We start from the raw sequence: 26192 nt of genomic DNA on the forward strand, positions 1-26192 counted from the left end.
GGTTTACTCCGCGGCTTCGACGAAGCGGTGACGTTCGTAGAGGAACTTCAGCACGGCTTCGCGGCATTTGAGGTAGGTTCGGTCGGAGGCGAGCTCGATACGGTTGCGCGGTCGGGCGATGGGCACGTCGAGCACTTCACCGATGCGGGCGGCGGGGCCGTTGGTCATCATCACGATGCGGTCGGAAAGCAGTACGGCCTCGTCGACATCATGGGTGATCATGACCATCGTATTGCCGAGGCGGGCGTGGATTTCCATCACGGCGTCCTGCAGATGCGCACGGGTCAATGCGTCGAGAGCGCCGAAGGGCTCGTCGAGCAGAAGGATCTTCGGCTCCATCGAGAGTGCCCGGGCAATGCCGACGCGCTGCTTCATGCCGCCCGATATTTCGGAGGGGCGTCTGTCTTTCGCATGAGCCATCTGCACGAGATCGAGATTGGCCATGACCCAGTCGTGGCGCTCGGCCTTGCTCTTCTTATTGCTGAAGACCTTCGAGACGGCGAGATTGACGTTTTCATAGACAGTCAGCCAGGGCAGCAGCGAATGGTTCTGGAAGACGACGGCGCGTTCGGGGCCGGGTTCATTGACCTCGCGGTTTTCGAGCAGCACGGCTCCGTTTGACACAGGCGTCAGGCCGGCGATCAGGTTGAGCAGCGTGGACTTGCCGCAGCCGGAATGGCCGATGATCGAGACGAATTCGCCCTTGTCGATGACGAGGTTGATGTCCTTCAGCACCTCGGTGCGGGCGCCCGCGCGGTCGAAATGCTTGTCGATGTGGTCGAGTTTCAGATAGGCACTCATGGTCGATCCCCTCAATTGGCCTAGGCGCCGCGCGTGACGAGTTTGCCGATGGCGGACACGAGCTTGTCGAGGGCGAAGCCGACGACGCCGATATAGGCAAGCGCCACGATGATGTCGGGCAGGCGGGACGAGTTCCACGCATCCCAGATGAAAAAGCCGATGCCGACGCCGCCGGTCAGCATTTCGGCTGCGACGATCGCCAGCCATGACAGGCCGATGCCGATGCGCAGACCGGTGAAGATGTAGGGGGCTGCCGAGGGCAGCATGATCTTGAAGAAGAACTCGAACTGGTTGAGCCGCAGCACTTCGGCGACATTGCGGTAATCCTGCGGAATGTTGCGCACGCCGACGGCGGTATTGATGATGACCGGCCAGATCGAGGTGATGAAGATCACGAAGATCGCCGAAGGATTGCTGTCCTGGAAGGCCGCGAGCGACAGCGGCAGCCAGGCAAGCGGCGGCACGGTGCGCAGCACCTGGAAGATCGGATCGAGGCCGCGCATCGCCCAGATCGACTGGCCGATAACCGCACCGATGACGATGCCGGCTACGGCTGCAAGGCCGAAACCATAAGCAACCCGCTGCAGCGAAACCAGTACGCGCCAGCCGAGACCGATATCCTGAGATCCGTAGTTGAAGAAAGGATAGGCGATCAGATCATAGCTTTCCTGCCAGACCTGATGCGGCGATGGCAGCGAGGCGTTCGGCGAGGAACAGAGGATCTGCCAGAGGCCGAGAATGATCGCGAGAACGATCAGCGGCGGCACGATATTGCGGGCGGCAGCGACCGAAAGGAGCTGCAAATCGATCTTGCGCGCCGGCTTCTTTGCGAGATGGACGACATTGGCCGTCTTCGGCGCAACAGCCGCCTTGATGGGTTCATTCTTTGCAAGCGCTGACATGCGTTCGCTCCTTCATGGAATAAAAGGCCGGCGCGCGCCTCACGCGCCGGAGGCGGGGATTACGAAGCGGCCTTGATGGAGAGGCTGTCGAGATAGGCAGAGGGGTTCTCCGGATCGAAGACCTTGCCGTCGAAGAAGGTTTCCTTGCCGCGCGACGTCGTGGCCGGAATGTCGGCCACCGCAACGCCGAGGTCCTTTGCGGCCTCGCGCCAGATGTCCTCGCGGTTCACCTTGTCGACCAGCGCCTTGATATCCGTATTCGCCGCGAGTTTGCCCCAGCGGATATTCTCCGCCATGAACCAGGTATCGTGGCTCTTGAAGGGGTAGGAGACGCCGCCGGCCCAGAACTTCATGTAGAGATCGGTCCCATGGGCGACGCGGCCATTGCCGTAGTTGATGTCGCCTTTCAGGCGGCCGAGCACATCCTTCGGCGGCACATTGAACCATTGCCGCTTGCCGAGGATGGTCGCCATCTCCTCCTTGTTGTCCATGCTGTCGCACCATTGCTGGGCTTCCATGATGGCCATCAGCAGGGCCTTGGCGGCATTCGGGTTCTTTTCCACCCAGTCGGCGCGCATGCCGAGGGCCTTTTCCGGATGGCCTTTCCAGAGCTCGCCGGTCGTTGCCGCGGTGAAGCCGATGCCCTGGTTGACGAGCTGTTCGTTCCAAGGCTCGCCGACACAGAAGACATCCATGTTGCCGACCTTCATGTTCGCCACCATCTGCGGCGGCGGCACCACGATGGTGGAGACGTCCTTGTCCGGATCGATGCCGCCGGCGGCGAGCCAGTAGCGGATCCACAGGTCATGCGTACCGCCGGGGAAGGTCATGGCGGCTTTCACCTCCTTCCCCTCGGCCTTCTTCTTCTCGAAAGCGGCTTTCAGCTTGGAGGAGTCGAGTTCGACACCGGTATCGGCATATTCCTTGGCGACCGAGATGCCCTGGCTGTCGTAGTTCAGACGTGCCAGCAGTGCCATCGGCACCGGCTGGTTGTTCTGGGTCACCTTGCCGGTGTGCATGAGATAGGGCAGCGGCGAGAGGATATGCGCGCCATCGATGCCATTGGCCGCACCGCCGAGAACCAAATTGTCACGCGTTGCCCCCCAGGAGGCCTGCTTCGCCACATCGACTTCAGGAAGGCCGTGCTTTTCGAACAGACCCTTTTCCTTGGCGACGATGAGAGGCGCCGCATCCGTCAGGGCGATGAAGCCAAGCTTGACGCCGGTCACCTCAGGTGTGACCGCAGCAGCGAAAGCGCCTGAAGGAAATGCCGTCCGAACGGCGCTCACGAGGGCGGCGGCGGCGGTGGTCTTCAGCATGCTGCGACGGCTGATCGCGGTCGTGAAAATCTTGGTCATGCGCGGGCTCCTCTGGGTGGCTGCCGGATTTTTCGGAATAAAAAAACGCCGCTCGGAGATTGCGTCCTCGGGAAGGGAGAAGTCCCGGACAGCAAAAACCTTGCGACGTCGATGTCTGTTGTAAGCGCTTATTCCGCGCTCATCCTGCACCTGGTCGCCGTTGACCGGTGCGGTTTTAGCCTTGCAAGCGCCGTGCCAATTTGTTTTCGTTGTTGCAAACTATTGAAATAAAAGGAAAGTTCTTCTGTTTGCGCCAGTTGCTGTTTTTCAAAGCACGAAATCGCTCTGCAAAACTTTTGTGCGATTGCTCAGTCGCGGGTCGAAAATGCTGCAAGTGATTTATGCAATGCAGCAACCTTTTCAGGTTTCATCAGGATGCGGAATGAAGGGCAGGGCGCTCTTCACCGCAAAACCCGCAATATAGTCAGGCAGTTTCGATGGATCGAAAACATGGCCGTCCATAAAGCGGTCGGTTTCGTCGGCGCCTTCGATGCGCACGTCAGCATCGATAGGTGCGCTGCCCTCGCCTAGGGCCGTGCGATAAAGGTCCGGGCGATAGGCGGAAGCGGCTGCGCGTGCGGGGTTGAGTCCGAGTTCGGTCTGGCCCCAGCGGATCATCTGGCTGTAGATCCAGAGCGCCTGGCTCGTGCGCGGATAATTGGCAAAGCCCGAATGGAACATGAAGTAATTGTCGATGATGCGCCGGTTCCCCTTTGCATCGAGGCTGAACTCGCCGGCCAGCACATGGCGGATGATGTGGACAGGTGCTGCGATGTAGCGGGCATCCGCCAGGGCCTCGGCAAGCGCATCGTGGTTTTCCGGCCGGTCGCACCAGCGTGCCGCTGCGTCGAGAGCGACAATCAGCCGGGAGACCGTTTCCGGATGGCTGTCCGCCCATTCCGGGCGCATGCCGACCACCTTTTCCGGTGCGGATGGCCAGATATCCTGTTTGGTAGCGACGATACGCCCGACACCGCGCTCGGACGCCACCATGTTCCAGGGCGCGCCGACGCAAAAGCCGTCGATCGCGCCGGCGGCCAATGCATCCGAGGTCAGCGGCGGCGGCACGACGACGAGTTTGACGTCCTTGTCCGGATCGATGCCGCCGGCGGCGAGCCAGTAGCGGAATTCGTAATTATGCGAGGAAAAAGGATAGGTGACGCCGAAGGTTGGCAGCGACTCGCCATTTGCCTTCATTTCCGCCAGGACCGTTGAGAGCGCCTTGGCGTTTTCGAGTGCGCTGGCAGTTTCGGAAAGCCCAGTCGCATTCCGCATCCTATCGAACAGGCGGATCGAGAGCGTGATCGCATTGCCGCCGCGCCCGAGAGAGAAGGGCGTAATCGTCGGCGACGGATTGGAGCCGAGGCTGAGCATGGAGGCAACGGGCATCGGCGAGAGCATGTGGGCGATATCGAATTGCCGGAAAGCGAGGCGGTCGCGAACGTTCGCCCAGGAGACGTCCTTGACGAGATCGAGCGTCAGGCCCTCCCGCTCAGCAAAGCCGAATTCCGCTGCGGCGATGAGCACGGAAGCATCGACGAGCGGAATGAAGCCGGCCCTCAGCGTTCTGGAGCCTTCGCCGTTGGCGCGGGCGGGCGCGGGCAGGCCGGCATCGGGATCGAGGCTTTTCGTCATCATGTTCACTCCGGCTTCCTCCGGACAGTCGCAACCAGACCGGCCATCACATTAAAAGTCCTGCCGCGGTCACGACGCTCTGGGCGATGTCGGACATTTTCTTCTTCTCGTTCATTGCCGTCTGACGAAGCAATGCAAACGCTTCCTCCTCCGACAGGCCGCGCATCTTCATCAGTATGCCCTTGGCGCGTTCGACGACCTTGCGCTCCTCCAGGGCCGACTTGGCATCGGCAAGTTCGCGCTGCAGCCGGCTAAAGGCATTGAAACGGCTGACCGCCATGTCAAGAATGGGTTTGACGCGCTCCTTCTTCAACCCGTCGACAATGTAAGCTGATACGCCGGCATCCACCGCGGCCTCGATGGAGGCCGTGTCGGAGCGGTCGACGAACATGGCAATCGGCCTGCCGACTGTACGGGTCAACTGGAACAGATGCTCCATCATGTCGCGATTAGGGTTCTCGATATCGATGATGATGACGTCTGGCCGCAGCGTATCGATGATGCGCGCCACGCCTTGGACCTCATGGATGACCGTCACGCGCGCATGCCCCGCCTCTCGCAGCCCCTCTTCGATGATGGAGGCGCGAATGGTGTTTTCATCGATCACAAGGATGGTCAGATCGAGCCGGCTCATGCATCATTTATGACGCAATGCAGCAAAGCGGACAAGCTAAAAAGGCAATTTATTAGGCATTTGGTAAAAATGATGAAATAATGAGCCATTTGCTTGGTATATGTGCAGTGCCTCTACTGCGTTGGGAGTTTCGAAAAAAAATTGCGACATCCATGCCGTTGTCGGCGGCTGCGCTACCTATGCCTCAGTATAATGCACCGCCCGGACACTCGCTGTTATCGTCGGGCCATCTTGAAGACGGAGAGCGAAGATGAGCGACAAGCGTCCGGAAGGCGTTGAGGCATACAGTCACCCCGCAGGCGGATGGGATGCGCTGAAGGCGGTGGCGAAAACGCTTAAGCATCAGCAGATCGTTGCGCAGGGAAGTACGACCCTGCTCAAGGCAAACCAGCCCGAAGGCTTCGACTGTCCCGGCTGTGCCTGGCCCGATCCCAAACACACGTCTTCCTTCGAGTTCTGCGAAAACGGCGCAAAGGCAATCACCTGGGAATCGACCGCCCGCCGTGTCGCGCCGGAATTCTTTGCCGAACACACGGTCTCTGAGCTTTGGGGATGGATCGATCACAAGCTCGAAGACCAGGGCCGGCTGACGCATCCGCTGAAATACAATAGCGCCACGGATAAATATGAAGCGATCGATTGGGATGATGCCTTCAGCCTGATCGGTGCGGAACTCAACAAGCTCGCAAGTCCGGACGAAGCCGAGTTCTACACGTCCGGGCGCGCGTCCAACGAGGCGGCTTTCCTTTATCAGCTTTTCGTGCGGGCCTATGGCACGAACAATTTTCCCGATTGCTCGAACATGTGCCATGAGGCGACGAGTGTCGGCCTGCCGCTGTCGCTCGGTGTCGGCAAGGGTACAGTGACGCTCGAGGATTTCGATCATGCCGATGCAATTTTCAGCTTCGGCCACAATCCCGGAACTAATCATCCCCGCATGATGACGACCTTGCATGAGGCGTCCCGTCGCGGTGTTCCCATCATCGTCTTCAACCCGCTGAAGGAGCGGGCGCTTGAGCGTTTCGCCGCGCCGCAAAACCCGGTGGAAATGGTGACCCTATCCTCGACACGCATTGCATCGGCCTACCATCAGCTTCGCACAGGCGGCGACCTCGCTGCCCTCAAAGGGCTGATGAAGCTGATCTTCGCGCGCGACGAGGCCGATCTCGCAGCCGGCGGCGAAGGCGTCCTCGATCGGGCCTTCATTACCGAACACACTGTCGGCATCGATGCCCTGAAGGAGGATCTCGCCAATGCCGGCTGGGCCGATATCCTCAGCGTGTCCGGCCTTACCATGGAGGCGCTGAACAGCGCTGTCGATGTCTATCTCAATGCCCGCAATGTTATTCTCTGCTACGGCATGGGGATCACGCAACATGCCAATGGAACGGCGAATGTCCAGCAGCTTGCCAATTTCCTGATGCTGCGCGGCAATATCGGCCGCCAGGGCGCGGGGCTCTGCCCGCTGCGTGGCCACTCCAACGTGCAGGGGGACAGGACTGTCGGCATTACCGAAATCCCGAACAAGGCGCTGCTCGACGGTATGGAACGCGCCTTCGGTTTTCGGCCTTCTGCAGAGAAGGGCCATGATGCGGTCGAGTCCATTGAGGCAATTGCGGCCGGCAAGTCCAAGGCGCTGATCTGCCTCGGCGGCAACCTGGCTGTCGCCATGTCCGATCCGGACGTCACCTTTGAGGCGATGCGCAAGCTCGATCTTGCCGTCCATATCGCCACCAAGCTCAACCGCTCGCATCTCCTGACGGCAAAGACCTCGATCATCCTTCCCTGCCTCGGGCGGACCGACCTCGACACGCAGGCATCAGGCCCGCAGTCCGTAACGGTGGAAGATTCCATGTCGATGGTGCATGCCTCGCGCGGCTTCCTCAAGCCGCCGAGCGAGTTTCTGAAATCCGAACCCGCCATAATCGCCGGCATTGCGATGGCCACACTCGGTACAAAATACGGCATCGACTGGAACGGGCTGATCGCCAATTACGATCGAATCCGAGAAAAGATCGAAGTGGTCTTTCCGGATTTTCACGAGTTCAACAGTCGCGTCCGGCTCCGCGGCGGCTTCCGGCTCGATGTTCCGGCTTCCTATCGCGTCTGGAAGACGGCGAGCGGAAAGGCGAATTTCCTTGTCGCCCCCGGTCTCGACGAAGATCCCCGCCTGAAGGACCCAACGATACTGGTGCTGACGACGCTGCGCAGCCACGACCAATACAACACGACCGTCTATGGCCTCGACGATCGCTATCGCGGTATCTTCGGCCGCCGTGACGTCATCTTCATGAGCAGTCGGGATCTTGCTGAACGAGGCCTGCGTGACGGAGACCGGATCGATATCCGTTCAGCCACCGGCAACGGTGGCGGGAAAACCGTTATCGGTTTCACGGCTGTCGAGTATAATATCCCCGTCGGTTCGGTGGCCGGCTATTATCCGGAAATGAATGCGGTGATTGCCCTTGATCACTATGACCGCAAGTCAGGCACGCCGAGCTACAAGGGTGTTCCGGTCACGATCGCCAAGAGCGAGGCCCAGGCTGCTGCCTGATGGTCACGCCCGTGCTTTCGCGGGCGATGACCTCGAAGCCAAGGTCGATCTGGCTCGGCGGCTGGCGGCTCGTCGAATTGAGGGCCGCCAGTACCTTTTCGGCGGCAAGCTTGCCCGTCTCGAAACGCCTCGTCACGATCGATGAGAGGGATGGTGACGCACAGGCAGAAAATTCCAGATCATGAAAACCGATGATGGCGATATCATCAGGCACGCGGATGCCGCGCTTGCGGCACTCCTGCATGGCGCCGAGCGCCACGTTGTCGTCGGTGCAGAAGATCGCTTCCGGGCGGTCGCCACGTTCATGCATGAGGGACAGGAGATCGGAGCCGAGCGCAACCGAGCTGTGCCGCGGCCGCTGGGTGACGATCTCAAGGTTCTCCAGGCCCGCTTCCTGCATCGCCAGGCGATAGCCGTCGAAGCGGGACTGGGAACGATGGTCGAGATTGCCCGCCAGAAAGGCAATACGCTTGAAGCCACGGTCGATGAGATGCTGCGTTGCTGCCTGCCCGGCGCGATCTTGCAGCATGCCAATATTGAGGTCGATCGGATCGGGCGATAACTCGAATGTCTCGACAACGGGCAGATGCGCCCGCATCAGAAGCTGATGGGCAAGCGGCGTATGATGAATGCCGGCGATGATGATCGCTTCGACCCGTTGGCCGAGCAGTACCTTGACGGCATTTTCCTCTTCCTGTTCGGAATACCGGCTATTGACGACGATGACCTGAAAGCCCGCCCCGACTAGCACGTCGTGCAGAGCGAAGAGATATTCCGCAAAGATCACGTTATAGAGGGTTGGCACAATGACGCCGATTGCATGCGTGCGCGACGAGGCAAGCCGGCTGGCCGCAATATTCGGCACATAGCCGAGTTCCTGGACGGCGGCATTGACACGCCGCCGCAGCGCCTCCGACACCGCATCGGGTTTGCGAAGTACGCGTGAAACTGTGATCGGGCTGACGCCGGCCAGAGTTGCCACGTCATCCAAAGTTACTCTTCGCATTGTCGTCTCGCTTTATACTGAAAATTCATGCCGATCTGTAATTTATCTCGCAATTGCGAAATATTTCCTCACGATAGTTACAGTTGACAGCGCTAGCAAATCCGATTTGACAGCGCTGTCAACTATGTTAGGCTCAAATTGCACCGGAAAAGGATGGGATGGAGCCTTCCGGGATCAGCATGCCAATAAGATTTTGTGGAGGGGCGGCCTGGTCCGCCTGAGGAGGAGACATTCAATGCTTAAGGTGAAGAAAGCGAAGATGGCCCGTATCGCCGCGTTTTCCGCGTCGGCGTTTGCTCTGCTCTGCAGCACGGCCATGGCGGCGCCAAAGGTCGTGTCCGGCCCCGCCGCCGATCCGAACTGCATGGTTCCGTGGTCGGCCGAAACCCAATTCCTGCAATATCCGAAGAAGGATGGTCCTTACCGCATCGCGCTTGCAAACGGCTATATCGCCAATACCTGGCGCATCCAGATGGTGCAGACGGCAAAGGCCTATGCCGCCCAGCCGGACGTCGCCGCCAAGCTGAGAGAATTCAAGGTCGTGTCGACAGGCGAGGACGTTCCGGCCCAGATTTCGGCGATCAACAACTTCATTGATGCCGGCTATGATGCCGTCGTTGTCAACGCCCAGAACCCGACAGCCTTCGGTCCGGTCATCAAACGCGCCAAGGAAGCCGGCGTCGTTCTTGTCGCCTTCGACAATATCCTCGACACCAAGGATGCGATCAACGTCAACGTCGACCAGAAGGGCCTTGGCGTCATCTGGGCCGATTGGCTGGTGAAGCACCTGCCGCAGGGCGGCAAGATCCTGGAAGTGCGCGGCGTTGCCGGCACCTCCGTCGATACGGATCGCCATAGCGGCATTCATGAAACACTGGACGCTTCCGGCAAGAAGTTCACCGTCACTGAAGTCGTCGGCAAGTGGGATGATGGCGTAGCGCAGAAGGCAACGGCCGATGCGATCGCCACCAATGGCCCGTTCGATGGCATCACCGCGCAGGGCGGTGACACCGGCGTCGTGCAGGCGATGATCGATGCGAAGCATCCCTTCGTGCCCTTCGGCGGTGAGACGGAAAATGGCTTCCGTAAATTCTGCGCGGCCCATGCGGGGGATGGCCTGAAATGCTCGTCGGCAGGCACCGGCCCAGCACAGGTCGCTGTTGCCATCAAGACGGCCATCGCAGCTCTTGAAGGCGAGGTCGTTCCGCAGGCCGTCAAGCTGCCGACGGCCCTCGTTTCGGATCCCAATTTCAAGGAAGGTGAGGATTATTACCCCACCCAGTCCGACAACTTCTTCGTCGGCAACTCCTTCCCGACCTGCGGCATCAACTTCTCCGCACAGGAAATCATGGGGCAGACCAAGGAAAACCAGTAAGCACCACCATCCGGACCTGGCTACGGGCGCTCGCGCCCGTAGCCTCGATCTCGACAAGACCGAATGGAGGCTGGATGCATGACCCTTTCCGAACCGCTTCTGCGCCTGGAAGGCATATCGAAGCGCTATGGCGGCGCGATTGCGCTGAAGGAAGCTAATATCGCTGTTCGACCGGGCGCGATCCACGCCGTGCTCGGCGAAAACGGGGCCGGAAAATCGACCCTCATCAAGATCATGGCCGGTGTGGTGGCGCCGGATGAAGGGCGCATGCTGCTGGACGGAAATGAAGTCTCGTTCGCCTCGCCGGCCGCCGCCAATGCTGCCGGTATCGTCTGTGTGTTCCAGGAACTGTCGCTCATTCCCGATCTTTCGGTGGCCGACAACATCGTCATCAGCAATCCGCCGCTGCGTTTCGGCATGATCGACCGCAAGAGGCAGCGCCAGATTGCCGAGGAAGCACTTGCCCGCGCCGGCGCTGCCGATATCCATCCATCATCCCTGGTGAAGGATTTGCCGCTTTCTCGCCGGCAGATGGTAGAGATCGCCAAGGCGCTTGCCCGCAAACCGCGTCTGATGATCCTCGACGAGGCGACCTCGGCGCTGACCCAATCGGATGTCGAGAAGGTCTTTGATGTGCTGAAGCAACTCAGGGCCGAGGGCATGGCGCTGATCTATATTTCGCACCGCATGCATGAGATCACAGAGCTCGCCGATGACTGCACGGTCTTCAGAAACGGCCGCAGTATCGAATCCTATCCCGCCGGCACCAAGACCGACCAGCAGGTAGTGGAGCTGATGATCGGACGCGAATATACCAACGTCTTTCCGCCCAAGCCGCTGCAATCGAGGGCGGACGCGCCGGTTCTGTCCTGCCGCGACCTCTCCTGGGGAGATCGGCTCTCCGGGATCAATTTTGATGTGCGCCCTGGCGAGATTATCGGTTTCGGCGGCTTGGACGGGCAGGGGCAGCGCGAATTGCTGCTGGCGCTGTTCGGCGTGCTGCGAGACCTCAAGGGAGAGGTGGCAGTCGATGGCAGACCGGTCAGATTGAAGAGCCCGGGCGCGGCGAAATCGGGCGAGATCTCCATGGCGCTGATCCCGGAGGACCGCAAGACCGAGGGGTTGATGCTGCCGATGACGGTGCGCGAAAACCTGTCGATCGCAGCCCTTGATCGTGTTTCGCGCAATGGCGTGATCGACCGCGCAGCCGAGCTTCGGGAGATCGACGAACTTCTGAAGCTGCTGGCGATCAAGGCCGCGACGATCGACATGCCCGTCGCCTCGCTGTCCGGCGGCAACCAGCAGAAAGTCGTGATCGCCAAATGGCTGATGAACCGGCCGCGCATCATTCTGCTCAACGATCCGACACGCGGCATCGATGTCGGCACCAAGCAGGAAATCTATGCCCTGCTGCGCAAGCTTGCCGATGCGGGTGCGGCCATCATCTTCTATTCCACCGACTATGACGAACTGGTCGGTTGCTGCGACCGCGTGCTCGTCATGTATGATGGGAGCATCATCCGCATTCTCGAGGGAGACGAGATCAACGAGCGCGAGCTGGTGAGTGCCGCCCTCAACATCGGCGCCGCTGAGGCGCAGCAAAGGATGGCCCAATGAGCAGACAGGCGACTGGTGAATGGCGCTACCGGTACGTTCAGCAGAAGGGCACGCTCTTTGCAGCGCTCCTCTTCATCCTGATGTTCATCATCTATGTTTCGAACCATCCCGCCGGCTTCACGCCCAATGTGGTGCAGACGGCCGCCAACAAGGCGACATTGCTCGCCTTCGTGGCCATGGCGCAGTGTTTCGTGGTCATAACGGCGGGCATCGACCTTTCGGTCGGCATGATCCTGATCCTGTGCAACTGTCTCGCCTCGTGGCTTGTCGTCGGCACGCCGCTGCAGACGGGGCTGGGTGTCGTGGCCGTACTTTTGACCGGTCTCGCCTGCGGCCTTCTCAATGGGCTCGTCATCATCTTCGGGCGGTTGCAGCCGATCGTCACCACGATTGCGACCAGTGCGGTCTTTTACGGACTGGCACTGCTGTTGCGGCCCACACCCGGTGGCTCGGTCAATGAAGATCTCGCCGATGCTTTTACCTCGAAGCTTTTCGGCGTCATCCCGGCAAGCCTTGTCGTGCTCGCGCTTGTCGTCCTGGTGATCTGGGTGCCGTTCAGCCGTTCGGTGCTCGGCCGCACCGCCTATGCAGTGGGCTCGGCCGAAAACGCCGCCTATATGTCCGCCATGCCGGTGAAGCGGGCAAAGCTTGCTGCCTATGCATTGGCTGGTCTGCTGTCAGCGATTGGCGGGCTTTATCTGACGTTCTTTTCCTATACGGGTGAGGCTGCCTTTGCGAGCGGCAACGCCTATACACTCTATTCGATCGCAGCAGTGGTGCTCGGCGGTGTTTCACTTGCGGGTGGTAAGGGAAGCGCTGTCGGCGCCGTTTTCGGTGCGCTGGCCTTCCGCACCATCGGCGACCTGTTGTTCGTCTTCGATCTCGATCCGCTCTGGCAGCCGCTCTTCCAGGGCGTGGTGCTGATGCTGGCAGTCAGCATCGGCTGCATCGGCCTGTCGCGCGTTCGCAATCGTCTGGAGTGGTTCCAATGAGCGAGGATGCTTCCACCATGCGGCAAATTCCTGTGCCCGCCCGGCTGCGCGGCGTCGATCCGGCTGTGGCGATCGCCTTCGGCTGCATCATCCTGCTGCTTCTCGGCGGTTCGCTCTATTCCTCCAATTTCCTGTCGCCGGATTACCTGCTGCAGCAATTGAAGGTAGCTTCCTTCCTCGGCGTTATCGCAACGGGCATGATGGCGGTCATCCTGCTTGGACAAATCGACCTGTCTGTGCCCTGGGTGGTGACGACAGGGGCGATGATGGCCTGCGCCGCCACTGCTTACGGAACGACGGGTGCGGTCCTCGCAATCCCCTTCGGTATTCTCTGCGGTGCCGCGATCGGCCTCGTCAACGGCATCGCAGTCGCCTATCTGCGCATTCCCTCGATGATCATCACGCTTGCGACCAATGCCGTCGCGCAAGGGTTGATGGTCGTTTACACAGGCGGTTTTTCGCCACAGGATTCGGCCTCTGCCGCCATGCGCTTTCTGGCAACTGGTTACGCCATACCCGGGCTTCCGAATGGCGTTCTGGTGTGGTTGGCCGTCGGCCTGCTTGCCGTCTTCCTGCTCACGCGCACCACCTTCGGCCGGGCGCTCTATGCGATCGGTAATCGTGAGCGCGCTGCGTACATGTCCGGCATCAACACCCGTAGGATCACCCTGCTGGCCTTCATCATGTCAGGCGGGCTCAGCGCGCTCGGTGGCGTGCTTCTCGCCGGCTACGCCTCGAAGGCGTCTCAATCCATGGGCGACGCCTATCTCTTGCCCTCGATCGCCGCCGTGGTGCTTGGCGGCACACATGTGCTCGGTGGCAAGGGTTCCTATCTCGGAACCGTTGCCGGCGTCATCCTGATTACCCTTCTCCAGTCGATCCTCTCGGTCATGCAGATCGAGGAGGCCGGCCGCCAGCTCATCTATGGCGCGGTCATCATCGGCATGCTGCTGCTTTACGGTCGGCAGAAGGTCTCGTGACGAAACTCAGTGTTTTGCCTAGTTCTGGCCGTCGATTGCCCTGACGTTTCGACCGATAGACCATTCGGGCCGAAGCTGGCGGGCGAGATAGGTATCGACGATCGCTTTGGCGAGTTCGGGCCGACCACGCATGCATCAACGGTGATGATGACTTGGTGGCGTGCTCGGCAGAATAGGCATCGTCAGTCAACGCCGCACGGATGCGTGTTGGCAGAAATCGACACGCCAGTGACCGTTGCTCAGAAGAGCTGGGCCCGATCATGCTCGCCGTCGATAATCTCTTTGCGCCACGTCGGCATGATGTTCCACACGCCCTCATTTCCGCCGCGCTGTCGCTCTTCGCCCTGAAATTGCTGGCTTTTTCGGCGCCGTTCCTGGCTCTCGGATACCCTGACATTTACGTGATTGTGCGTCGCTTGACATTTGTCGAATAGCAATCGAATATTGTCAGCATCGATATTCGGGCGGAGGTTTCCGGATGTCGAATGGCGCGCTGAAACGTGCTCGCCAGACGCATGCGTGGAGGAGACGGACGTGGAATTTCTGCTGGAAGTGGAGGGGCTCAAGAAGTCCTTTGGCGGCGTCGCAGCCCTGCGCGACGGCCGCTTCCAACTTCGCGCTGGCTCGGTCCACGCGCTGTGTGGCGGCAATGGTGCGGGCAAGTCGACCTTCCTGAAAATTCTGATGGGCATTCACAAGCGCGATGCTGGCTCGATTCGTCGGCGGGGCCGGGGGGTGGATTTCTCCAGTCCGGCTGATGCGCTCGCATCCGGTATTGCAATCATCGAGCAGGAGCTGAGCCCGGTTCCGCACATGACGGTCGCCGAGAACATCTATCTTGGCCGTGAGCCGTCAGCCCGTTTCGGTGGCATCGATTTCCGCACCATGAACCGCGCGGCACAAAAGCTGCTCGATGGACTGGAATTCGATATCCGCGCAAACCAGTACATGATGAGCCTCTCGGTCGCGCAAATGCAGTTGGTGGAGATCGCCAAGGCGCTGAGCCACGATGCCGAAGTCATCTTCATGGACGAGCCGACATCGGCGATCGGCGAGCGTGAGGCCCAGCAGCTCTTTGCGGCGATCCGCCGCCTGCAGGCCCAGGGGCGCGGTATCGTCTACGTCTCGCACCGCCTGTCGGAAATCTTCCAGATCGCTGATTCCTACACGGTCTTCCGCGACGGTTCCTTCGTCGGTGCCGGCGCCTTGTCGGAGATCGACCGGCCGAGCCTGATCCGCATGATCGTCGGACGGGAATTGTCGGAAGAATACGTCAAGACCAATACGCCGACACCTCAGATCGGTCTGGAGGTCAGTGCGCTCTCCTGCCCGAACAAGATCGAGGACATTTCCTTTTCCGCCCATAAGGGCGAGATCTTCGGCATATACGGGCTTATGGGCTCCGGCCGTACGGAAATCTTCAACTGCCTCTTTGGCCTCGATAAACCATCGAAGGGACACATTGCAGTGGACGGTGCGCCGATCTCGGTCGCGAAGCCCTCGGACGCGATGGCTCATGGACTGGCGCTGGTAACCGAGGATCGAAAGCAGACGGGGCTCAATCTCTCCGATTCCGTTCGCGCCAATATCTGCATGGCAAGCTTGCCGGAGTTGAGCCCCGCCTTTGCGATGGACCATGCGAAGGAAGTGGATGCCAGCAGGCGGATGCGCGAGCAGTTTCAGATCAAGGCAGCGCGCGACACCATGCCGGTATCAGGCCTTTCCGGCGGCAACCAGCAGAAGGTCGTTCTCGGCAAATGGTTCCTGCGCAACCCCAAGGTCCTGCTGCTGGATGAGCCGACACGCGGCGTCGATGTCGGCGCGAAGCGCGAAATCTACCGCATCATCTGCGACTTCGCCGAAGGCGGCGGCACGGTGGTGATGATCTCATCGGAAATCGACGAAGTTCTCGGCATGTCGGACCGCATCATGGTGATGCGCGGCGGCAAGAGCGCCGGAATATACAGCCGGGAGGAGACGAATGCCCAATCACTCGTCCACTTATCAACCTGACCAGGGTCAGGGCGTTCGTCCGGCAGCAGAGGAGCAGGCAGTGTCAGTGAGTGAGAACAAGAGTGCGGGCGGCTGGTTCAAGACCGAACAGCGGCGTTTGATCGTGCAGGAATACGGCATCTTCCTCGCCTTCCTGCTTTTGGTCGTTATCCTGTCGTTCTCGAACGAGTTCTTCCTGACCGGCGGCAATATTTCCAACGTGCTGCTGCAGACGTCCATCAACGGCGTGCTGGCGATCGGCATGACCTTCGTGATCCTGACGCGCGGCATCGACCTGTCTGTCGGCTCCGTCGTAGCACTCGCCGGTATCGTCAGCGCCAGTTTTGCCACCACTTCGGAAACGGCCGGGGTCATCGGTTCGCCCTATCCGGTCGCTATCGGCCTCTTGGTCGGTGTCCTGGTCGGTGTTGTCTGCGGCTCGATCTCCGGCGCGATCGTCTCGCGCTTCTCGGTGCCTGCCTTCGTCGCCACACTCGGCATGCTCTCAGCTGCCCGTGGCATGACGTTGATCTACGGTGGCGGTCGCCCGGTTCCGGCGCTGACACCCGCCTTTCGCTGGATCGGCACCGGTGATGTGTTCGGTCTTCCTGCTCCCGTCATCGTTCTTGCGGTCGTCTTTGTGGCTTCCTGGTGGGTGCTCAACCGTACGCGGTTCGGCCGCTACATCTATGCCGTCGGCGGCAACCCGCATGCGGCCAAGACTTCGGGCATCAACACCGACCGAATCCGCTTCACCGTCTATGTCATCTCCGGCGGCCTGGCAGGGCTTGCAGGCATCTTGCTCAGCGCTCGCACCGGTTCGGGCCTGCCGCAGGCTGGCGTCGCGTATGAACTGGACGCGATCGCAGCAGTCGTCATCGGTGGCACGAGCCTTTCCGGCGGTGTCGGCCGGGTGACGGGAACACTGATCGGCGCGCTCATCATCGGCGTGATGAACAATGGTCTCGATCTGATGGGTATCCAATCCTACTACCAGCAGGTCCTGAAGGGCGCCCTCATCGTCGGCGCCGTCATGCTCGACCAGAAACGAAATTTCGGAGCCTGAGCTCAACAACAGAAATTCGGGGCAGGCGCTTCGGCCGCCCCGTCCGACAGGCAAGCCATGCTGGCAGCCTAAACCCAAGGTGGAGGAGAATGAAATGAAAAAGCTTCTGATTGCGCTTGCTTCGGCAACGGCGCTGCTGGCGACGTCGGCCGCAGCCCAGGAGAAGATTAAGATTGGCGCAGCGCCCTACGGCCTGAATGCGGAATTCATGCAGATCTGGACTGCGGCCCTGCAGGACCACCCCGCCGTCAAGAGCGGCGAGGTCGAACTGACGGTCTTCGATGGCCGCTATGACGCGCTGGTTCAGCAGGACCAGTTCAAGACGATGATTACGCAAAAGTACAACGCCATCATCTTCGCTCCGATCGACGTTGATGCAGGGGCATCTGCCGTTCAGTCCGCCGTCGACGCCGGCATTCCGGTCATCGGCTCCAACACCCGCGTCAATTCCGATCAACTGACCTCCTATGTCGGGTCCGATGACACGGTTTCCGGTTATCTCGAAGCCAAGAGTGTGCTGGACAAAATCGGCTGCAAGGGCAATGTCGTGATCATCGAGGGCCCGGTCGGCCAGTCGGCGCAGATCCAGCGCCTGCAGGGTAACAAGAAGGCGTTGGCCGAGTGCCCTAACGTCAAGGTTCTCGAAGACCAGACGGCTAACTGGTCGCGCGCCGAAGCTCAGACGCTGATGGAGAACTGGCTGACGTCGCACCCGAACCAGATCAACGGCATTATCGGCCAGAACGATGAAATGGCGCTCGGCGCCATCGAGGCGATCAAGGCTGCCGGGCTCGACGTCAAGAGCTTCGCCATCGCCGGTATCGACGGCGTCACCGATGCGCTGCGGGCCGCCAAGGCCGGTGAGATGACCTCGATCCTTCAGGATGCTCGCGCCCAGGCGCAGGGCGCTCTGGATCTTGCGATCTTCAATGCCAAGAAGGGCGACTATAAGCCGGAATCCGATATCTGGACCACCTACAAGGATATGCCGTGGAACGACGGCAAGGATAAGACCTATAATGTCCCGTGGACCCCGGTGACGGCTGAAAACGTCGATAAGCTACTTTCCACTCGCAAGTGATCCTCCCTGGGGCGGGATGAAGATCCCGCCCCATATCCCGACAGGTTGAGAAGAAAGCCATGACTGATTCAAAACAGGTTGATTTGAACTTTTCCTTGAGCGGCAAGGTCGCTCTGATCACGGGTGGGGCCTCCGGCATCGGCAGCGCCATCGCATCCGCCATGACCGCCAAAGGCGCGATCGTCGGCGTGGTGGACATCAATGGATCGGTCGCGAAGGCCAAGGCCGACGAACTCGGCAACGGCGCGAAATCATTCGTCTGCGATGTGTCGGACCCGCAATCGGTCGAAAAGGTGGTTTCCGACGTGGTGGCCGCATTCGGTCACATCGATATTGCCGTCAACAGCGCCGGTGTCGTCATGCTCGCGCCAGCAGAGGAACTCAGCCTCGACGCGTGGGACAAGACCATCGCGATCAATCTCAAAGGCACCTTCCTGGTGTCCCAGGCCGCCGGCCGCGCCATGATCAAGGCGGGCAGGGGCGGCAAGATCATCAACATGGCCTCACAGGCAGGCACGGTCGCCATCGACCAGCATGTTGCCTATTGTGCCTCGAAGTTCGGCGTTATCGGTCTTTCCAAGACGCTGGCTGCCGAATGGGGAAAGCACGGCATCAACGTCAACACGATCTCTCCGACCGTCGTCCTGACCGATCTCGGCAGGAAGGCATGGGACGGCCCACGCGGTGAAGCGCTGAAACAGCGCATTCCATCCGGCCGTTTTGCATTTCCAGAGGAGATTGCGGCGGCGGCGGTGTTCCTGGCTTCCAACGGCGCCGATATGATCAATGGCGCGGACCTTCTGGTCGACGGCGGCTACACCATTATCTGACGCGCGGTAGATAGGAGTTATAATGCAGAGGTTTATCAACAATCCGGACGAGGTCGTCGAGGATACCGTCAAGGGCTTCGTCAAGGCCCATGCCGACATCGTCAGGCTATCGGCACAAAATCCCCGTGTCATTGCTGCTCGTCACACGCCGGTCGCCGGCAAAGTCGGCGTTATCACCGGTGGCGGTTCGGGTCATGAGCCGGCCTTCATCGGTTATACCGGCCGCAACATGCTGGATGCCGTGGCCGTCGGCGAACTTTTCTCTTCGCCAACCGCAAAGAGCTTCCTCGATGCCGCGCGCGAAGCCAATGGCGGCAATGGCGTCGTGTGCCTCTATGGCAACTATGCCGGCGACAACATGAACGTGAAGATGGCAATCAAGCTGGCGGCCAAAGAAGGCATCGAGATCGTCACCGTCGTTGCCAATGACGATGTATGTTCAGCAGGCCCTGAGGAGCGCGAAAAGCGTCGCGGCGTCGCCGGCGAGATATTCATGTGGAAGTGCGGCGCGGCGAAGGCTGCAGAGGGCGCGAGCCTCGAAGAGGTTCGTGCGACCGCTCAGAAAGCGATCGACAATTGCCGTTCGATCGGCGTCGGCCTCGGCCCCTGCACGCTGCCCTCCGTCGGCCATCCGAATTTCACCATCGAGCCCGGCACGATGGAGGTCGGCATCGGCCACCATGGCGAACCCGGCGTGCGCGTCGAGCCGCTGAAATCCGCCAAGGAAGTTGCAGAGGAGATGGCGAAGATCGTTCTCGACGATCACCAGCTTCCTGCTGGAGCCGAAGTCGCAGTTATCGTGTCAGGGCTTGGCGCAACGCCGCTCAACGAGCTCTATATTCTCCACGATACGATTGAATCCGAGATCACCGGACGCGGACTGAAGATCTATAAGGTCTATATCGGCAACTATTTCACATCGCTGGAAATGGTCGGCGCAACACTGACCGTCATGGCACTGGACGACGAGCTGAAGCGGCTGCTGAATATTGATGTTCAGTGCCCTGCGATGCTATGAGGGGAGGCAGGCGAATGCAGCAATTTCGGAATGCCAAATCGGGCGATATCGTTCTCTCGCTTGCCGATCGGATCATCGAAAACCGCGCCTATCTGAGCGAAATTGACGGCAAGATCGGCGACGGTGACCATGGCGTCAACATGGCCAAGGGTTTCGGTATGGCGGCCGAACGCGTCAAAGGGGCAGATATGTCCTTGGCGGAAGCGCTCGACACGCTCGGCACCGTGCTGATGACAGAGATCGGCGGCTCCATGGGACCGCTCTATGGCGTCATGTTCACGCAGTTTGCCGAAACGATCGAGAAGTCTGATGCGATCGACGCCGCGACGTTTAGCACCATGCTCCACAATGGCCTCGATGGCATTCAGGCGATCGGCTCGGCCAAGGTGGGCGACAAGACGCTGCTCGACACGCTCGTGCCGGCGATCAGTGCGTTCGATACGGCGATCGGCAGCGGAAAGTCCTTTGGCGAGGCGCTTCAGGCTCTCGTCGCAGCTGCGGAGGCCGGGCGGGACAGTACACGCGATCTCGTCGCCAAGATCGGTCGCGCCAGCCGCCTTGGCGAACGTTCGCTCGGCGTGCTCGATGCGGGCGCGACATCCTGCGCGTTGATCCTGAAATCGCTGGCTGATGGCGTGGAAACGAGGCTCCAGCCCGCCTGACAAATCGGGCTTTGGTGAGAGCCCGTGATCCTCCCTTGCATCACCTTCCCGGCCGCTTCGGCGGCCGGGAACAATCGGCCGGAAGTACGTTGAAAACTGCAGCTTTTGCGCTCATCTTCGCCGTCGATTGCAGACGAGGGGAACCAGGCAGGATGACGGCTAAGACATCATCGGCACGAAAGAACACTACGGCTGATATCGCGGCTGAACCAATCCCGCTGCGCTACGGCGACGATCCCTATGTGTGGGCATGCTGGCTCTACTACGAGGACGGCATGACCCAAGGCGATATCGCCGAAACCATGGGCATTTCACGCGCCACGGTGAACAGTTACCTCGCCGATGCGCGCGCCCGCGGCATCGTCAATATTTCCATCGAACCCTCGCGCCTGAGTTCTCTCACCATCGCCCAGGAACTGAAGCGGCATTTCGGTCTGCATGACTGTCTTGTCGTACCGAGCGACGACAATGCCCGGCCGCTGATCGAACGGCTTGGCGCAGCCGGCGCGCAGGCACTGCAGAAACTGTTGAAATCCGGGGATACAATGGCGGTCGTCTGGGGCCGTACCATCATGGCGGTCGGCGAGCAGGCCGCCATTTCGGGACTGCAGGACATGACCATTGTGCAGGCGACAGGTGGGACGAGCGCAACCTTCGCCTACACGCCGGAACTTTGTGCCGCGGCCTTTGCCGACGCGGTCGATGGCCGGCTTATCAACATCTCTGCGCCTGCCATCGTTTCCAGCGCCGAATTGCGTAACATGCTGATGCGCGAACCTTTGATCGATCAGCAGTTTGAGGCGCTTTCGCGGGCAAACAGGGTGATTTTCGGCATCGCCTCCATGCGGCCGAATTCCACTATCCACACCAGCGGCTTTTTTGAGTCGGTATCGTTGCAGGACTATCTGGCGAAGGACGCGACCGGTGTCGTTGCCGGACGCTTCATCGACGGCCACGGACGGCCCGTCGCCGGTCCGCTGGACGACCGGACCGTCGGCATTTCGCTTGACCTCCTGAAGAAGATCAACATGCGCATTGCTGTTGCCGGCGGGTTCGACAAGGTGCCGGCGATCCTCGCCGCGCTGCGCGGCGGCTATGTCAATGTCCTGATCACCGATGCAGCCACCGGCCGCGGCATCCTGAATGCTGATGGCGTCACCGAGATCGCCCAAAAGCTCTCCCAGCGTCCGCGCGCGGAAAGCGAGGTGTCGGCGCCGCTGAACGGCGCTCGCACCCAAATCAAGAAGTTCCTGAACAATCCTGATGATGTCGTCGAGGAAATGCTCGAGGGTGTCGTCAAAGCGCACGCGAATTACCTCCGCCCGGTCGACGGCTCCAACCGCGCTCTCGTTGCCCGCGCGGGCCCGCGGGCTGGCAAGGTTGGACTGGTCGTCGGCGGCGGCACCGGCCATGAGCCGGCGTTCCTCGGTTATGTCGGCAAAGGGCTCGCTGACGCTGTCGCGGTCGGGAATATCTTTTCCTCGCCGCCTCCGGGGCCGATCCTGCAATGCGCCAAGGCAGCGTCGGGCGGGGAGGGCGTGCTCTTCGTCTACGGCAATTACGCCGGCGACGTCATGAATTTCGAGATGGCTGCCGAAATGGCGGCAGAGGACAATATCGAAGTCCGCACCGTGGTGACGACCGACGATATCTCCTCCTCGCCTTTGGAGGATCGGGATGGACGCCGCGGTGTTGCCGGCAATTTCTTCATTTTCAAGATTGCCGGTGCGGCCTGCGATCGCGGCCTGTCGCTGAATGCTTGCGAGGCAGCAACGCGAAAAGCCAATGACCGTACGTTCACGATGGGTGTTGCGCTGGAGCCCTGTTCGTTGCCGCAGACGCGTCGCCACAATTTCGAGATCGGTCCCGACGATATGGAAATCGGCATGGGCATTCACGGCGAACCGGGCGTGATGCGCGAAAAGATGATGAGCGCCGACGGCGTGGTCGATGTCGTCATGGATCGCATATTTTCGGAGATGAAACCGGTGGCGGGGGACCGCGTCGCCGTTCTCGTCAACTCGTTCGGCGGCACGCCGCTGATGGAACTCTATATTCTCTACCGAAGGGTGGAGCAGCGCCTGAGCGCGAAGGGGATCAAGATCGAAGCGAACTGGGTGGGGCATTATTGCACATCGCTCGATATGGTCGGCGCATCCATATCGATCCTGCATCTCGACCAGGAATTGACGGATCTGCTGCATCACCCCTGCGATACGGCGTTTCTGAGGGTCGTAAACTGAAAAGTATAAAAGCATCCCAGGGGGCTGGGCTGCATGAATTGGGAGGATACGCATGTCGGCAAACGCGGCCCGCCGCCTCAGCAGGATGTTTCACCGGATATCCGTGGCGATTTCGGCTGAGAAGGATCATCTCTCCGATCTGGATGGCGCGATCGGCGATGCCGACCACGGCATTACCATGTCGCTCGGCTTCCAGGCGGTGAATGGCGAACTGGCGAAACACGATCTCGATAAAATATTGCCATCAGAGGTCTTTTCGCTTGCCGCATCCGCCTTTCTCGATGCCGTTGGCGCATCGACCGGCCCGCTCTATGCCACGGCCTTCCGCAAGGCGGCGCAGGCTCTGAAGCGGGACGAGACGCTTTCGATCGCCGCTCAGGCTGCAATTGTCGAGGCTATGACATCGGGTATCCGGGACCGCGGCAAGGGGCAGCGCGGTGACAAGACGATGCTGGATGCCTGGATCCCGGCAACAGAGGCGGCTGCTGCTGCCCGCGACAGACAGGCGACAGTCTTGGACATGTGGAACGGCATTCTTGAAGCCGCAGACGCCGGCGCACGCTCGACCCGTTCGATGGTTGCCACGCGCGGCCGTGCCGCCCGCCTCGGCGAACGATCCCTTGGCCACATCGATCCGGGCGCGGCATCGGCCGTCGTCATCATGAAGGCGATGAAGGAAACGTTCACGGAAAATGAGCCGGCGGAGTGATCCACCGGCTCCGGTCACCGCTTTTGATCTGCTTACTTGCCGGCTGCCTCGGCAGCCTTCGCGATCACATCGGCAACCTTCTCCGGTTGAGACGCGAAGACGGCGTGGCTTGCCTTGATCTCCGCCACCGTGCTGCCGGCCCGCTTTGCCATGTCACGTTCGAGGTCGGGATTGATCGAACGGTCTTCGGTGGCGACGATCGTCCAGCTCTTTTTAGTCTTCCAGGCGGGATCCCCGACCTTGGCCGAGAAGGCCTCCTTGGAGGCGAAGACCTGCGATTTCGCTAGGAACGCGGCCTCGTCCTTCGGCAGGTCGGCGGCGAAGTCGTTCGCGAAGGCGGCCGGATCGAGATAGAGGTATTTTCCGTCCTTCGTCTCACGAATATTCATGCCGCCAGCCGGCTTGGAACTCGCCAGGCTGATGAGGCTTTCACCCTTGTCCGGCTGGAAGGCCGCGACATAGACCAGGCCCGCGACGTTGGGACTGTTGCCGGCTTCGGTGATCACCATGCCGCCATAGCTGTGCCCGATGAGCAGGGTCGGGCCGTCCTGCAAGTCCAGCACCCGGTTGGTGGCGGCGACGTCATCGGCAAGCGAGGTGATCGGCTCCTAGACGATGGTGACGTTGAAGCCGCGGTGCTCGAGGATTTCGGTTGCCTGGCGCCAGCCGGAGCCGTCGGCGAGTGCGCCGTGGACGATGACGATGTTTTTCACCTCGGCCGCCTGGGCAGCAAAAGCGATGACGCTGGTGGCGAAGGCAAGGGCGAGGGTGGAAAAATACTTGCGTTTCATGGTGATTGCTCCTGTTGTTCAAGTTAAATGAGAGAAGGAATGTTCAGCCGAATGTGAAGGCGTAGGCCTGGACGCCGGGATCGAGGAAATGGATCGCGAAGTTGCGTGCTTCCACCGCGCCGGACTGGCGCACGAGCTGGTAGAGTTTGGTCGAGGTCACCGTGCCGTTTCCATCGGCGTCGATATCGCTGCCATGGTCGGCACCTGGCGCCTTGCCGTCGACCGTCACCTGGAAGCGGATCGGTTTGCCGTCAGCACTTGGGCCAAGAACGAGATGTAGGTCGCGGGCGCTGAAGCGGTAGGCGATGCCGCCGCCTGCCTGATCCAGCGTCGCCTCTTCGGCACCGACAGTCCATTTGCCCGAAAGACCCCACTGGTTGAGACCCGGCTGCTTCACCGAATAGTCCCCGGTGGCATCGGCACGCATGCTCTCATTGGACGCAAAGCCGGTGGCCTGCTTGTAGCCGATATAGGTCTCGCCGGAGCCGATGTCCTTCAGGTCCGGGCTCACTTCGGCGCCTTTCGCATCCGGCACGACCGGTGCGCTTGTTGCCGTCTCGCTGCCGGCTTCGCGCAACAGGTCCTGGATCGCCTGCTCGGTCTGTCGATAGTTGCCTTCGCCGAAGTGATGTTCGCGGATCTGGCCCTTGGCATCGATCAGATAATGGGCCGGCCAGTAGCTGTTATCGAAGGCGCGCCAGATCTTGTAGTCGTTGTCGATTGCGACCGGATATCCGATGTTGAAGTCGCCAATGGCCTTTTTGACATTGTCGATCTTCTTTTCGAAGGCAAATTCCGGGGCATGCACGCCGATCACGACCAGGCCCTGGTCTTTGTATTTTTCAGCCCAGGCGCGGACATAGGGGATAGTGCGGATGCAGTTGATGCAGGAATACGTCCAGAAATCGACAAGCACGACCTTGCCACGAAGCTGTTCAGTCGTCAGCGGCGGCGAGTTCAGCCATTCGACGGCCCCGTCCAGTGATGGCGCACGGCCTTCGACCGGCAGATCGCTGTGGAAAGGTTTCTTCGCATCGGCAAGACCGATCGTCTTGTCGTTGCTCGCGACTTCGGACGATCCTCCATCTGTTGGCTTCACATTCACCCTGTCGAGAACGGCCTGCTCGAAGGATGCGGTGCTGGCATAGGAGAGCTGCGAAAGCAGGCCGGTGTCGAGACCGAGTGCGATAACGATGACACCTGCAAGCACGGCAGCGCCGAGGCCCTGACGAATGCGCTCGCTGACGCCGAGCGACTTCTTCATGCCGGCAAAGATCTGGCCGCCGACGGAAAGCGCGATGGCGAGTGAGGTGGCCGCGCCCGCCGCATAGGCGAGCAGCAGGAACGTCGTCTGCAGATTCGCTCCCTGGAGTGCGGCTCCGGTCAGTACGAGACCGAGGATCGGCCCGGCGCAGGGCGCCCAGAGCAGACCGGTTGCGACGCCGAGAACGAGCGCGCTTGCCGTTGTCGGCGCAGAGCCGGTCTTGCCGGAAGCGTTCAGCAGGCGATTGCCGAAATCGACGACCGGCTGGGTGATGAAGCTTGCGACACGCGGCGACAGAAGGCCGACGCCGAAGACAGCAAGCAAGGTCAGCGCGGCAAGGCGGCCATATTCATTGGCGTTGATCGCCCAGCTGCCGCCAACGGCGGCAAGTGTGGCTACCAACGCGAAGGTGGCGGCCATCCCGATCAGCATGGGCAGCGTGCTGCGCACGAATGGCTGTCCGGCGCGGGCGAAGACGAAGGGCAGGATGGGAAGGATGCAGGGGCTGAATATGGTCAGCGCCCCTCCGAGATAGGCAATGATAAGAAGCGTCATCATCGTTTCCTTTGGAACCGGGTGATCGGGCTCTGGACGGCGATGCAGCCCGACCAGCAACGCGGCTATCTGGTCGAGGCGATGTATCTCGGATGTGTCTGGTTTCCCGGCAATATGTACCGAAGTG

21 protein-coding genes and 1 pseudogene are annotated in these 26192 nt (G+C 60.5%); 14 read left to right on the forward strand and 8 right to left on the reverse strand.

The annotated features are described in order from the left end of the window. Positions 1–3: 3 nt before the first annotated feature. From AC1DTN_RS14055 to AC1DTN_RS14075, 5 genes are all read right to left on the reverse strand, one after another. Complete coding sequence (locus AC1DTN_RS14055; protein ID WP_113320400.1) at positions 4–801, reverse strand: ABC transporter ATP-binding protein; 798 nt, start codon at positions 799–801, stop codon at positions 4–6. Between the two features lie 20 nt (positions 802–821). After that, complete coding sequence (gene ntrB / locus AC1DTN_RS14060) at positions 822–1703, reverse strand: nitrate ABC transporter permease (RefSeq protein ID WP_439018109.1); 882 nt, start codon at positions 1701–1703, stop codon at positions 822–824. A 59-nt stretch (positions 1704–1762) separates the two neighbouring features. Beyond that, a complete protein-coding gene (locus tag AC1DTN_RS14065; protein WP_442207513.1) occupies positions 1763–3061 on the reverse strand; it encodes a CmpA/NrtA family ABC transporter substrate-binding protein in 1299 nt (432 codons plus the stop codon). A 360-nt stretch (positions 3062–3421) separates the two neighbouring features. Next, positions 3422–4699: a CmpA/NrtA family ABC transporter substrate-binding protein gene (locus tag AC1DTN_RS14070; protein WP_442207514.1), complete on the reverse strand. Its 1278-nt coding sequence runs from the start codon at positions 4697–4699 to the stop codon at positions 3422–3424. A gap of 43 nt (positions 4700–4742) precedes the next feature. Next, positions 4743–5330, reverse strand: coding sequence for an ANTAR domain-containing response regulator (locus AC1DTN_RS14075; protein ID WP_007816832.1), 588 nt, complete (start codon positions 5328–5330; stop codon positions 4743–4745). Positions 5331–5580: 250 nt separating this feature from the next. On the opposite strand from AC1DTN_RS14075, the gene AC1DTN_RS14080 reads away from it, so the two are divergent. After that, positions 5581–7884 carry an FdhF/YdeP family oxidoreductase gene (locus AC1DTN_RS14080; RefSeq protein WP_442207515.1) on the forward strand — a complete coding sequence of 768 codons (2304 nt, stop codon included), beginning with the start codon at positions 5581–5583 and terminating at the stop codon, positions 7882–7884. On the opposite strand, the gene AC1DTN_RS14085 is transcribed toward AC1DTN_RS14080, so the two are convergent. Continuing rightward, entirely contained in the window at positions 7847–8890 is a 1044-nt protein-coding gene (locus tag AC1DTN_RS14085) for a LacI family DNA-binding transcriptional regulator (protein ID WP_442207516.1), read from the reverse strand. The two genes, AC1DTN_RS14080 and AC1DTN_RS14085, sit on opposite strands and share 38 nt — an antisense overlap. A gap of 235 nt (positions 8891–9125) precedes the next feature. Here AC1DTN_RS14085 and AC1DTN_RS14090 point away from each other — a divergent pair, with 235 nt between their 5' ends. The 13 genes from AC1DTN_RS14090 to dhaL (AC1DTN_RS14150) all read left to right on the forward strand — a co-directional run bounded on the left by AC1DTN_RS14090 (position 9126) and on the right by dhaL (AC1DTN_RS14150) (position 23455). Next, positions 9126–10265 (forward strand): sugar ABC transporter substrate-binding protein, encoded by a 1140-nt coding sequence (locus AC1DTN_RS14090; RefSeq protein WP_442207517.1) that lies wholly within the window; start codon positions 9126–9128, stop codon positions 10263–10265. A gap of 78 nt (positions 10266–10343) precedes the next feature. Continuing rightward, complete coding sequence (locus tag AC1DTN_RS14095; protein WP_442207518.1) at positions 10344–11882, forward strand: sugar ABC transporter ATP-binding protein; 1539 nt, start codon at positions 10344–10346, stop codon at positions 11880–11882. Continuing rightward, positions 11879–12874 (forward strand): ABC transporter permease, encoded by a 996-nt coding sequence (locus AC1DTN_RS14100; protein WP_439018103.1) that lies wholly within the window; start codon positions 11879–11881, stop codon positions 12872–12874. Before AC1DTN_RS14095 ends, AC1DTN_RS14100 begins: the two co-directional genes overlap by 4 nt. After that, positions 12871–13854 carry an ABC transporter permease gene (locus AC1DTN_RS14105; RefSeq protein WP_113296602.1) on the forward strand — a complete coding sequence of 328 codons (984 nt, stop codon included), beginning with the start codon at positions 12871–12873 and terminating at the stop codon, positions 13852–13854. Before AC1DTN_RS14100 ends, AC1DTN_RS14105 begins: the two co-directional genes overlap by 4 nt. 260 nt (positions 13855–14114) lie before the next feature. After that, a complete protein-coding gene (locus AC1DTN_RS14110; protein WP_442207519.1) occupies positions 14115–14288 on the forward strand; it encodes a hypothetical protein in 174 nt (57 codons plus the stop codon). 100 nt (positions 14289–14388) lie between these two features. Next, positions 14389–15867, forward strand: a complete 1479-nt coding sequence (locus AC1DTN_RS14115) for a sugar ABC transporter ATP-binding protein (protein ID WP_439018102.1) — start codon at positions 14389–14391, stop codon at positions 15865–15867. Then, positions 15836–16912, forward strand: coding sequence for an ABC transporter permease (locus AC1DTN_RS14120; RefSeq protein WP_439018101.1), 1077 nt, complete (start codon positions 15836–15838; stop codon positions 16910–16912). The genes AC1DTN_RS14115 and AC1DTN_RS14120 overlap by 32 nt, the downstream gene beginning before the upstream one ends. Before the next feature lie 94 nt (positions 16913–17006). Then, entirely contained in the window at positions 17007–17993 is a 987-nt protein-coding gene (locus AC1DTN_RS14125; protein WP_113320389.1) for a substrate-binding domain-containing protein, read from the forward strand. A 59-nt stretch (positions 17994–18052) separates the two neighbouring features. Continuing rightward, a complete protein-coding gene (locus AC1DTN_RS14130) occupies positions 18053–18823 on the forward strand; it encodes an SDR family oxidoreductase (RefSeq protein WP_442207520.1) in 771 nt (256 codons plus the stop codon). Between the two features lie 22 nt (positions 18824–18845). After that, a complete protein-coding gene (locus AC1DTN_RS14135; RefSeq protein ID WP_439018099.1) occupies positions 18846–19841 on the forward strand; it encodes a dihydroxyacetone kinase subunit DhaK in 996 nt (331 codons plus the stop codon). 14 nt (positions 19842–19855) lie between these two features. Then, the gene (dhaL, locus tag AC1DTN_RS14140) at positions 19856–20503 is read left to right on the forward strand and encodes a dihydroxyacetone kinase subunit DhaL (RefSeq protein ID WP_439018098.1); all 648 of its coding nucleotides are present in this window, start codon (positions 19856–19858) and stop codon (positions 20501–20503) included. Positions 20504–20655: 152 nt separating this feature from the next. After that, a complete protein-coding gene (locus AC1DTN_RS14145; protein WP_477921485.1) occupies positions 20656–22746 on the forward strand; it encodes a bifunctional sugar-binding transcriptional regulator/dihydroxyacetone kinase subunit DhaK in 2091 nt (696 codons plus the stop codon). 52 nt (positions 22747–22798) lie between these two features. Beyond that, entirely contained in the window at positions 22799–23455 is a 657-nt protein-coding gene (gene dhaL / locus AC1DTN_RS14150; protein WP_477921486.1) for a dihydroxyacetone kinase subunit DhaL, read from the forward strand. Positions 23456–23487: 32 nt separating this feature from the next. On the opposite strand, the pseudogene AC1DTN_RS14155 reads toward dhaL (AC1DTN_RS14150), so the two are convergent. Together AC1DTN_RS14155 and AC1DTN_RS14160 are read right to left on the reverse strand one after the other, a co-directional pair. After that, positions 23488–24246, reverse strand: a pseudogene (locus AC1DTN_RS14155) (alpha/beta fold hydrolase). A 43-nt stretch (positions 24247–24289) separates the two neighbouring features. After that, entirely contained in the window at positions 24290–26065 is a 1776-nt protein-coding gene (locus AC1DTN_RS14160; protein WP_442207573.1) for a cytochrome c biogenesis protein DipZ, read from the reverse strand. Positions 26066–26192 lie beyond the last annotated feature (127 nt).

The organism is Rhizobium sp. 01T444, assembly GCF_056398305.1.

What these genes read in the sequence shown, in the direction of transcription:
- AC1DTN_RS14055 (WP_113320400.1), bottom strand. Translation starts at nt 801, where the DNA reads ATGAGTGCCTATCTGAAACTCGACCACATCGACAAGCATTTCGACCGC.
- ntrB (WP_439018109.1), bottom strand. Translation starts at nt 1,703, where the DNA reads ATGTCAGCGCTTGCAAAGAATGAACCCATCAAGGCGGCTGTTGCGCCG.
- AC1DTN_RS14065 (WP_442207513.1), bottom strand. Translation starts at nt 3,061, where the DNA reads ATGACCAAGATTTTCACGACCGCGATCAGCCGTCGCAGCATGCTGAAG.
- AC1DTN_RS14070 (WP_442207514.1), bottom strand. Translation starts at nt 4,699, where the DNA reads ATGATGACGAAAAGCCTCGATCCCGATGCCGGCCTGCCCGCGCCCGCC.
- AC1DTN_RS14075 (WP_007816832.1), bottom strand. Translation starts at nt 5,330, where the DNA reads ATGAGCCGGCTCGATCTGACCATCCTTGTGATCGATGAAAACACCATT.
- AC1DTN_RS14080 (WP_442207515.1), top strand. Translation starts at nt 5,581, where the DNA reads ATGAGCGACAAGCGTCCGGAAGGCGTTGAGGCATACAGTCACCCCGCA.
- AC1DTN_RS14085 (WP_442207516.1), bottom strand. Translation starts at nt 8,890, where the DNA reads ATGCGAAGAGTAACTTTGGATGACGTGGCAACTCTGGCCGGCGTCAGC.
- AC1DTN_RS14090 (WP_442207517.1), top strand. Translation starts at nt 9,126, where the DNA reads ATGCTTAAGGTGAAGAAAGCGAAGATGGCCCGTATCGCCGCGTTTTCC.
- AC1DTN_RS14095 (WP_442207518.1), top strand. Translation starts at nt 10,344, where the DNA reads ATGACCCTTTCCGAACCGCTTCTGCGCCTGGAAGGCATATCGAAGCGC.
- AC1DTN_RS14100 (WP_439018103.1), top strand. Translation starts at nt 11,879, where the DNA reads ATGAGCAGACAGGCGACTGGTGAATGGCGCTACCGGTACGTTCAGCAG.
- AC1DTN_RS14105 (WP_113296602.1), top strand. Translation starts at nt 12,871, where the DNA reads ATGAGCGAGGATGCTTCCACCATGCGGCAAATTCCTGTGCCCGCCCGG.
- AC1DTN_RS14110 (WP_442207519.1), top strand. Translation starts at nt 14,115, where the DNA reads ATGCTCGCCGTCGATAATCTCTTTGCGCCACGTCGGCATGATGTTCCA.
- AC1DTN_RS14120 (WP_439018101.1), top strand. Translation starts at nt 15,836, where the DNA reads ATGCCCAATCACTCGTCCACTTATCAACCTGACCAGGGTCAGGGCGTT.
- AC1DTN_RS14125 (WP_113320389.1), top strand. Translation starts at nt 17,007, where the DNA reads ATGAAAAAGCTTCTGATTGCGCTTGCTTCGGCAACGGCGCTGCTGGCG.
- AC1DTN_RS14130 (WP_442207520.1), top strand. Translation starts at nt 18,053, where the DNA reads ATGACTGATTCAAAACAGGTTGATTTGAACTTTTCCTTGAGCGGCAAG.
- AC1DTN_RS14135 (WP_439018099.1), top strand. Translation starts at nt 18,846, where the DNA reads ATGCAGAGGTTTATCAACAATCCGGACGAGGTCGTCGAGGATACCGTC.
- dhaL (WP_439018098.1), top strand. Translation starts at nt 19,856, where the DNA reads ATGCAGCAATTTCGGAATGCCAAATCGGGCGATATCGTTCTCTCGCTT.
- AC1DTN_RS14145 (WP_477921485.1), top strand. Translation starts at nt 20,656, where the DNA reads ATGACGGCTAAGACATCATCGGCACGAAAGAACACTACGGCTGATATC.
- dhaL (WP_477921486.1), top strand. Translation starts at nt 22,799, where the DNA reads ATGTCGGCAAACGCGGCCCGCCGCCTCAGCAGGATGTTTCACCGGATA.
- AC1DTN_RS14160 (WP_442207573.1), bottom strand. Translation starts at nt 26,065, where the DNA reads ATGACGCTTCTTATCATTGCCTATCTCGGAGGGGCGCTGACCATATTC.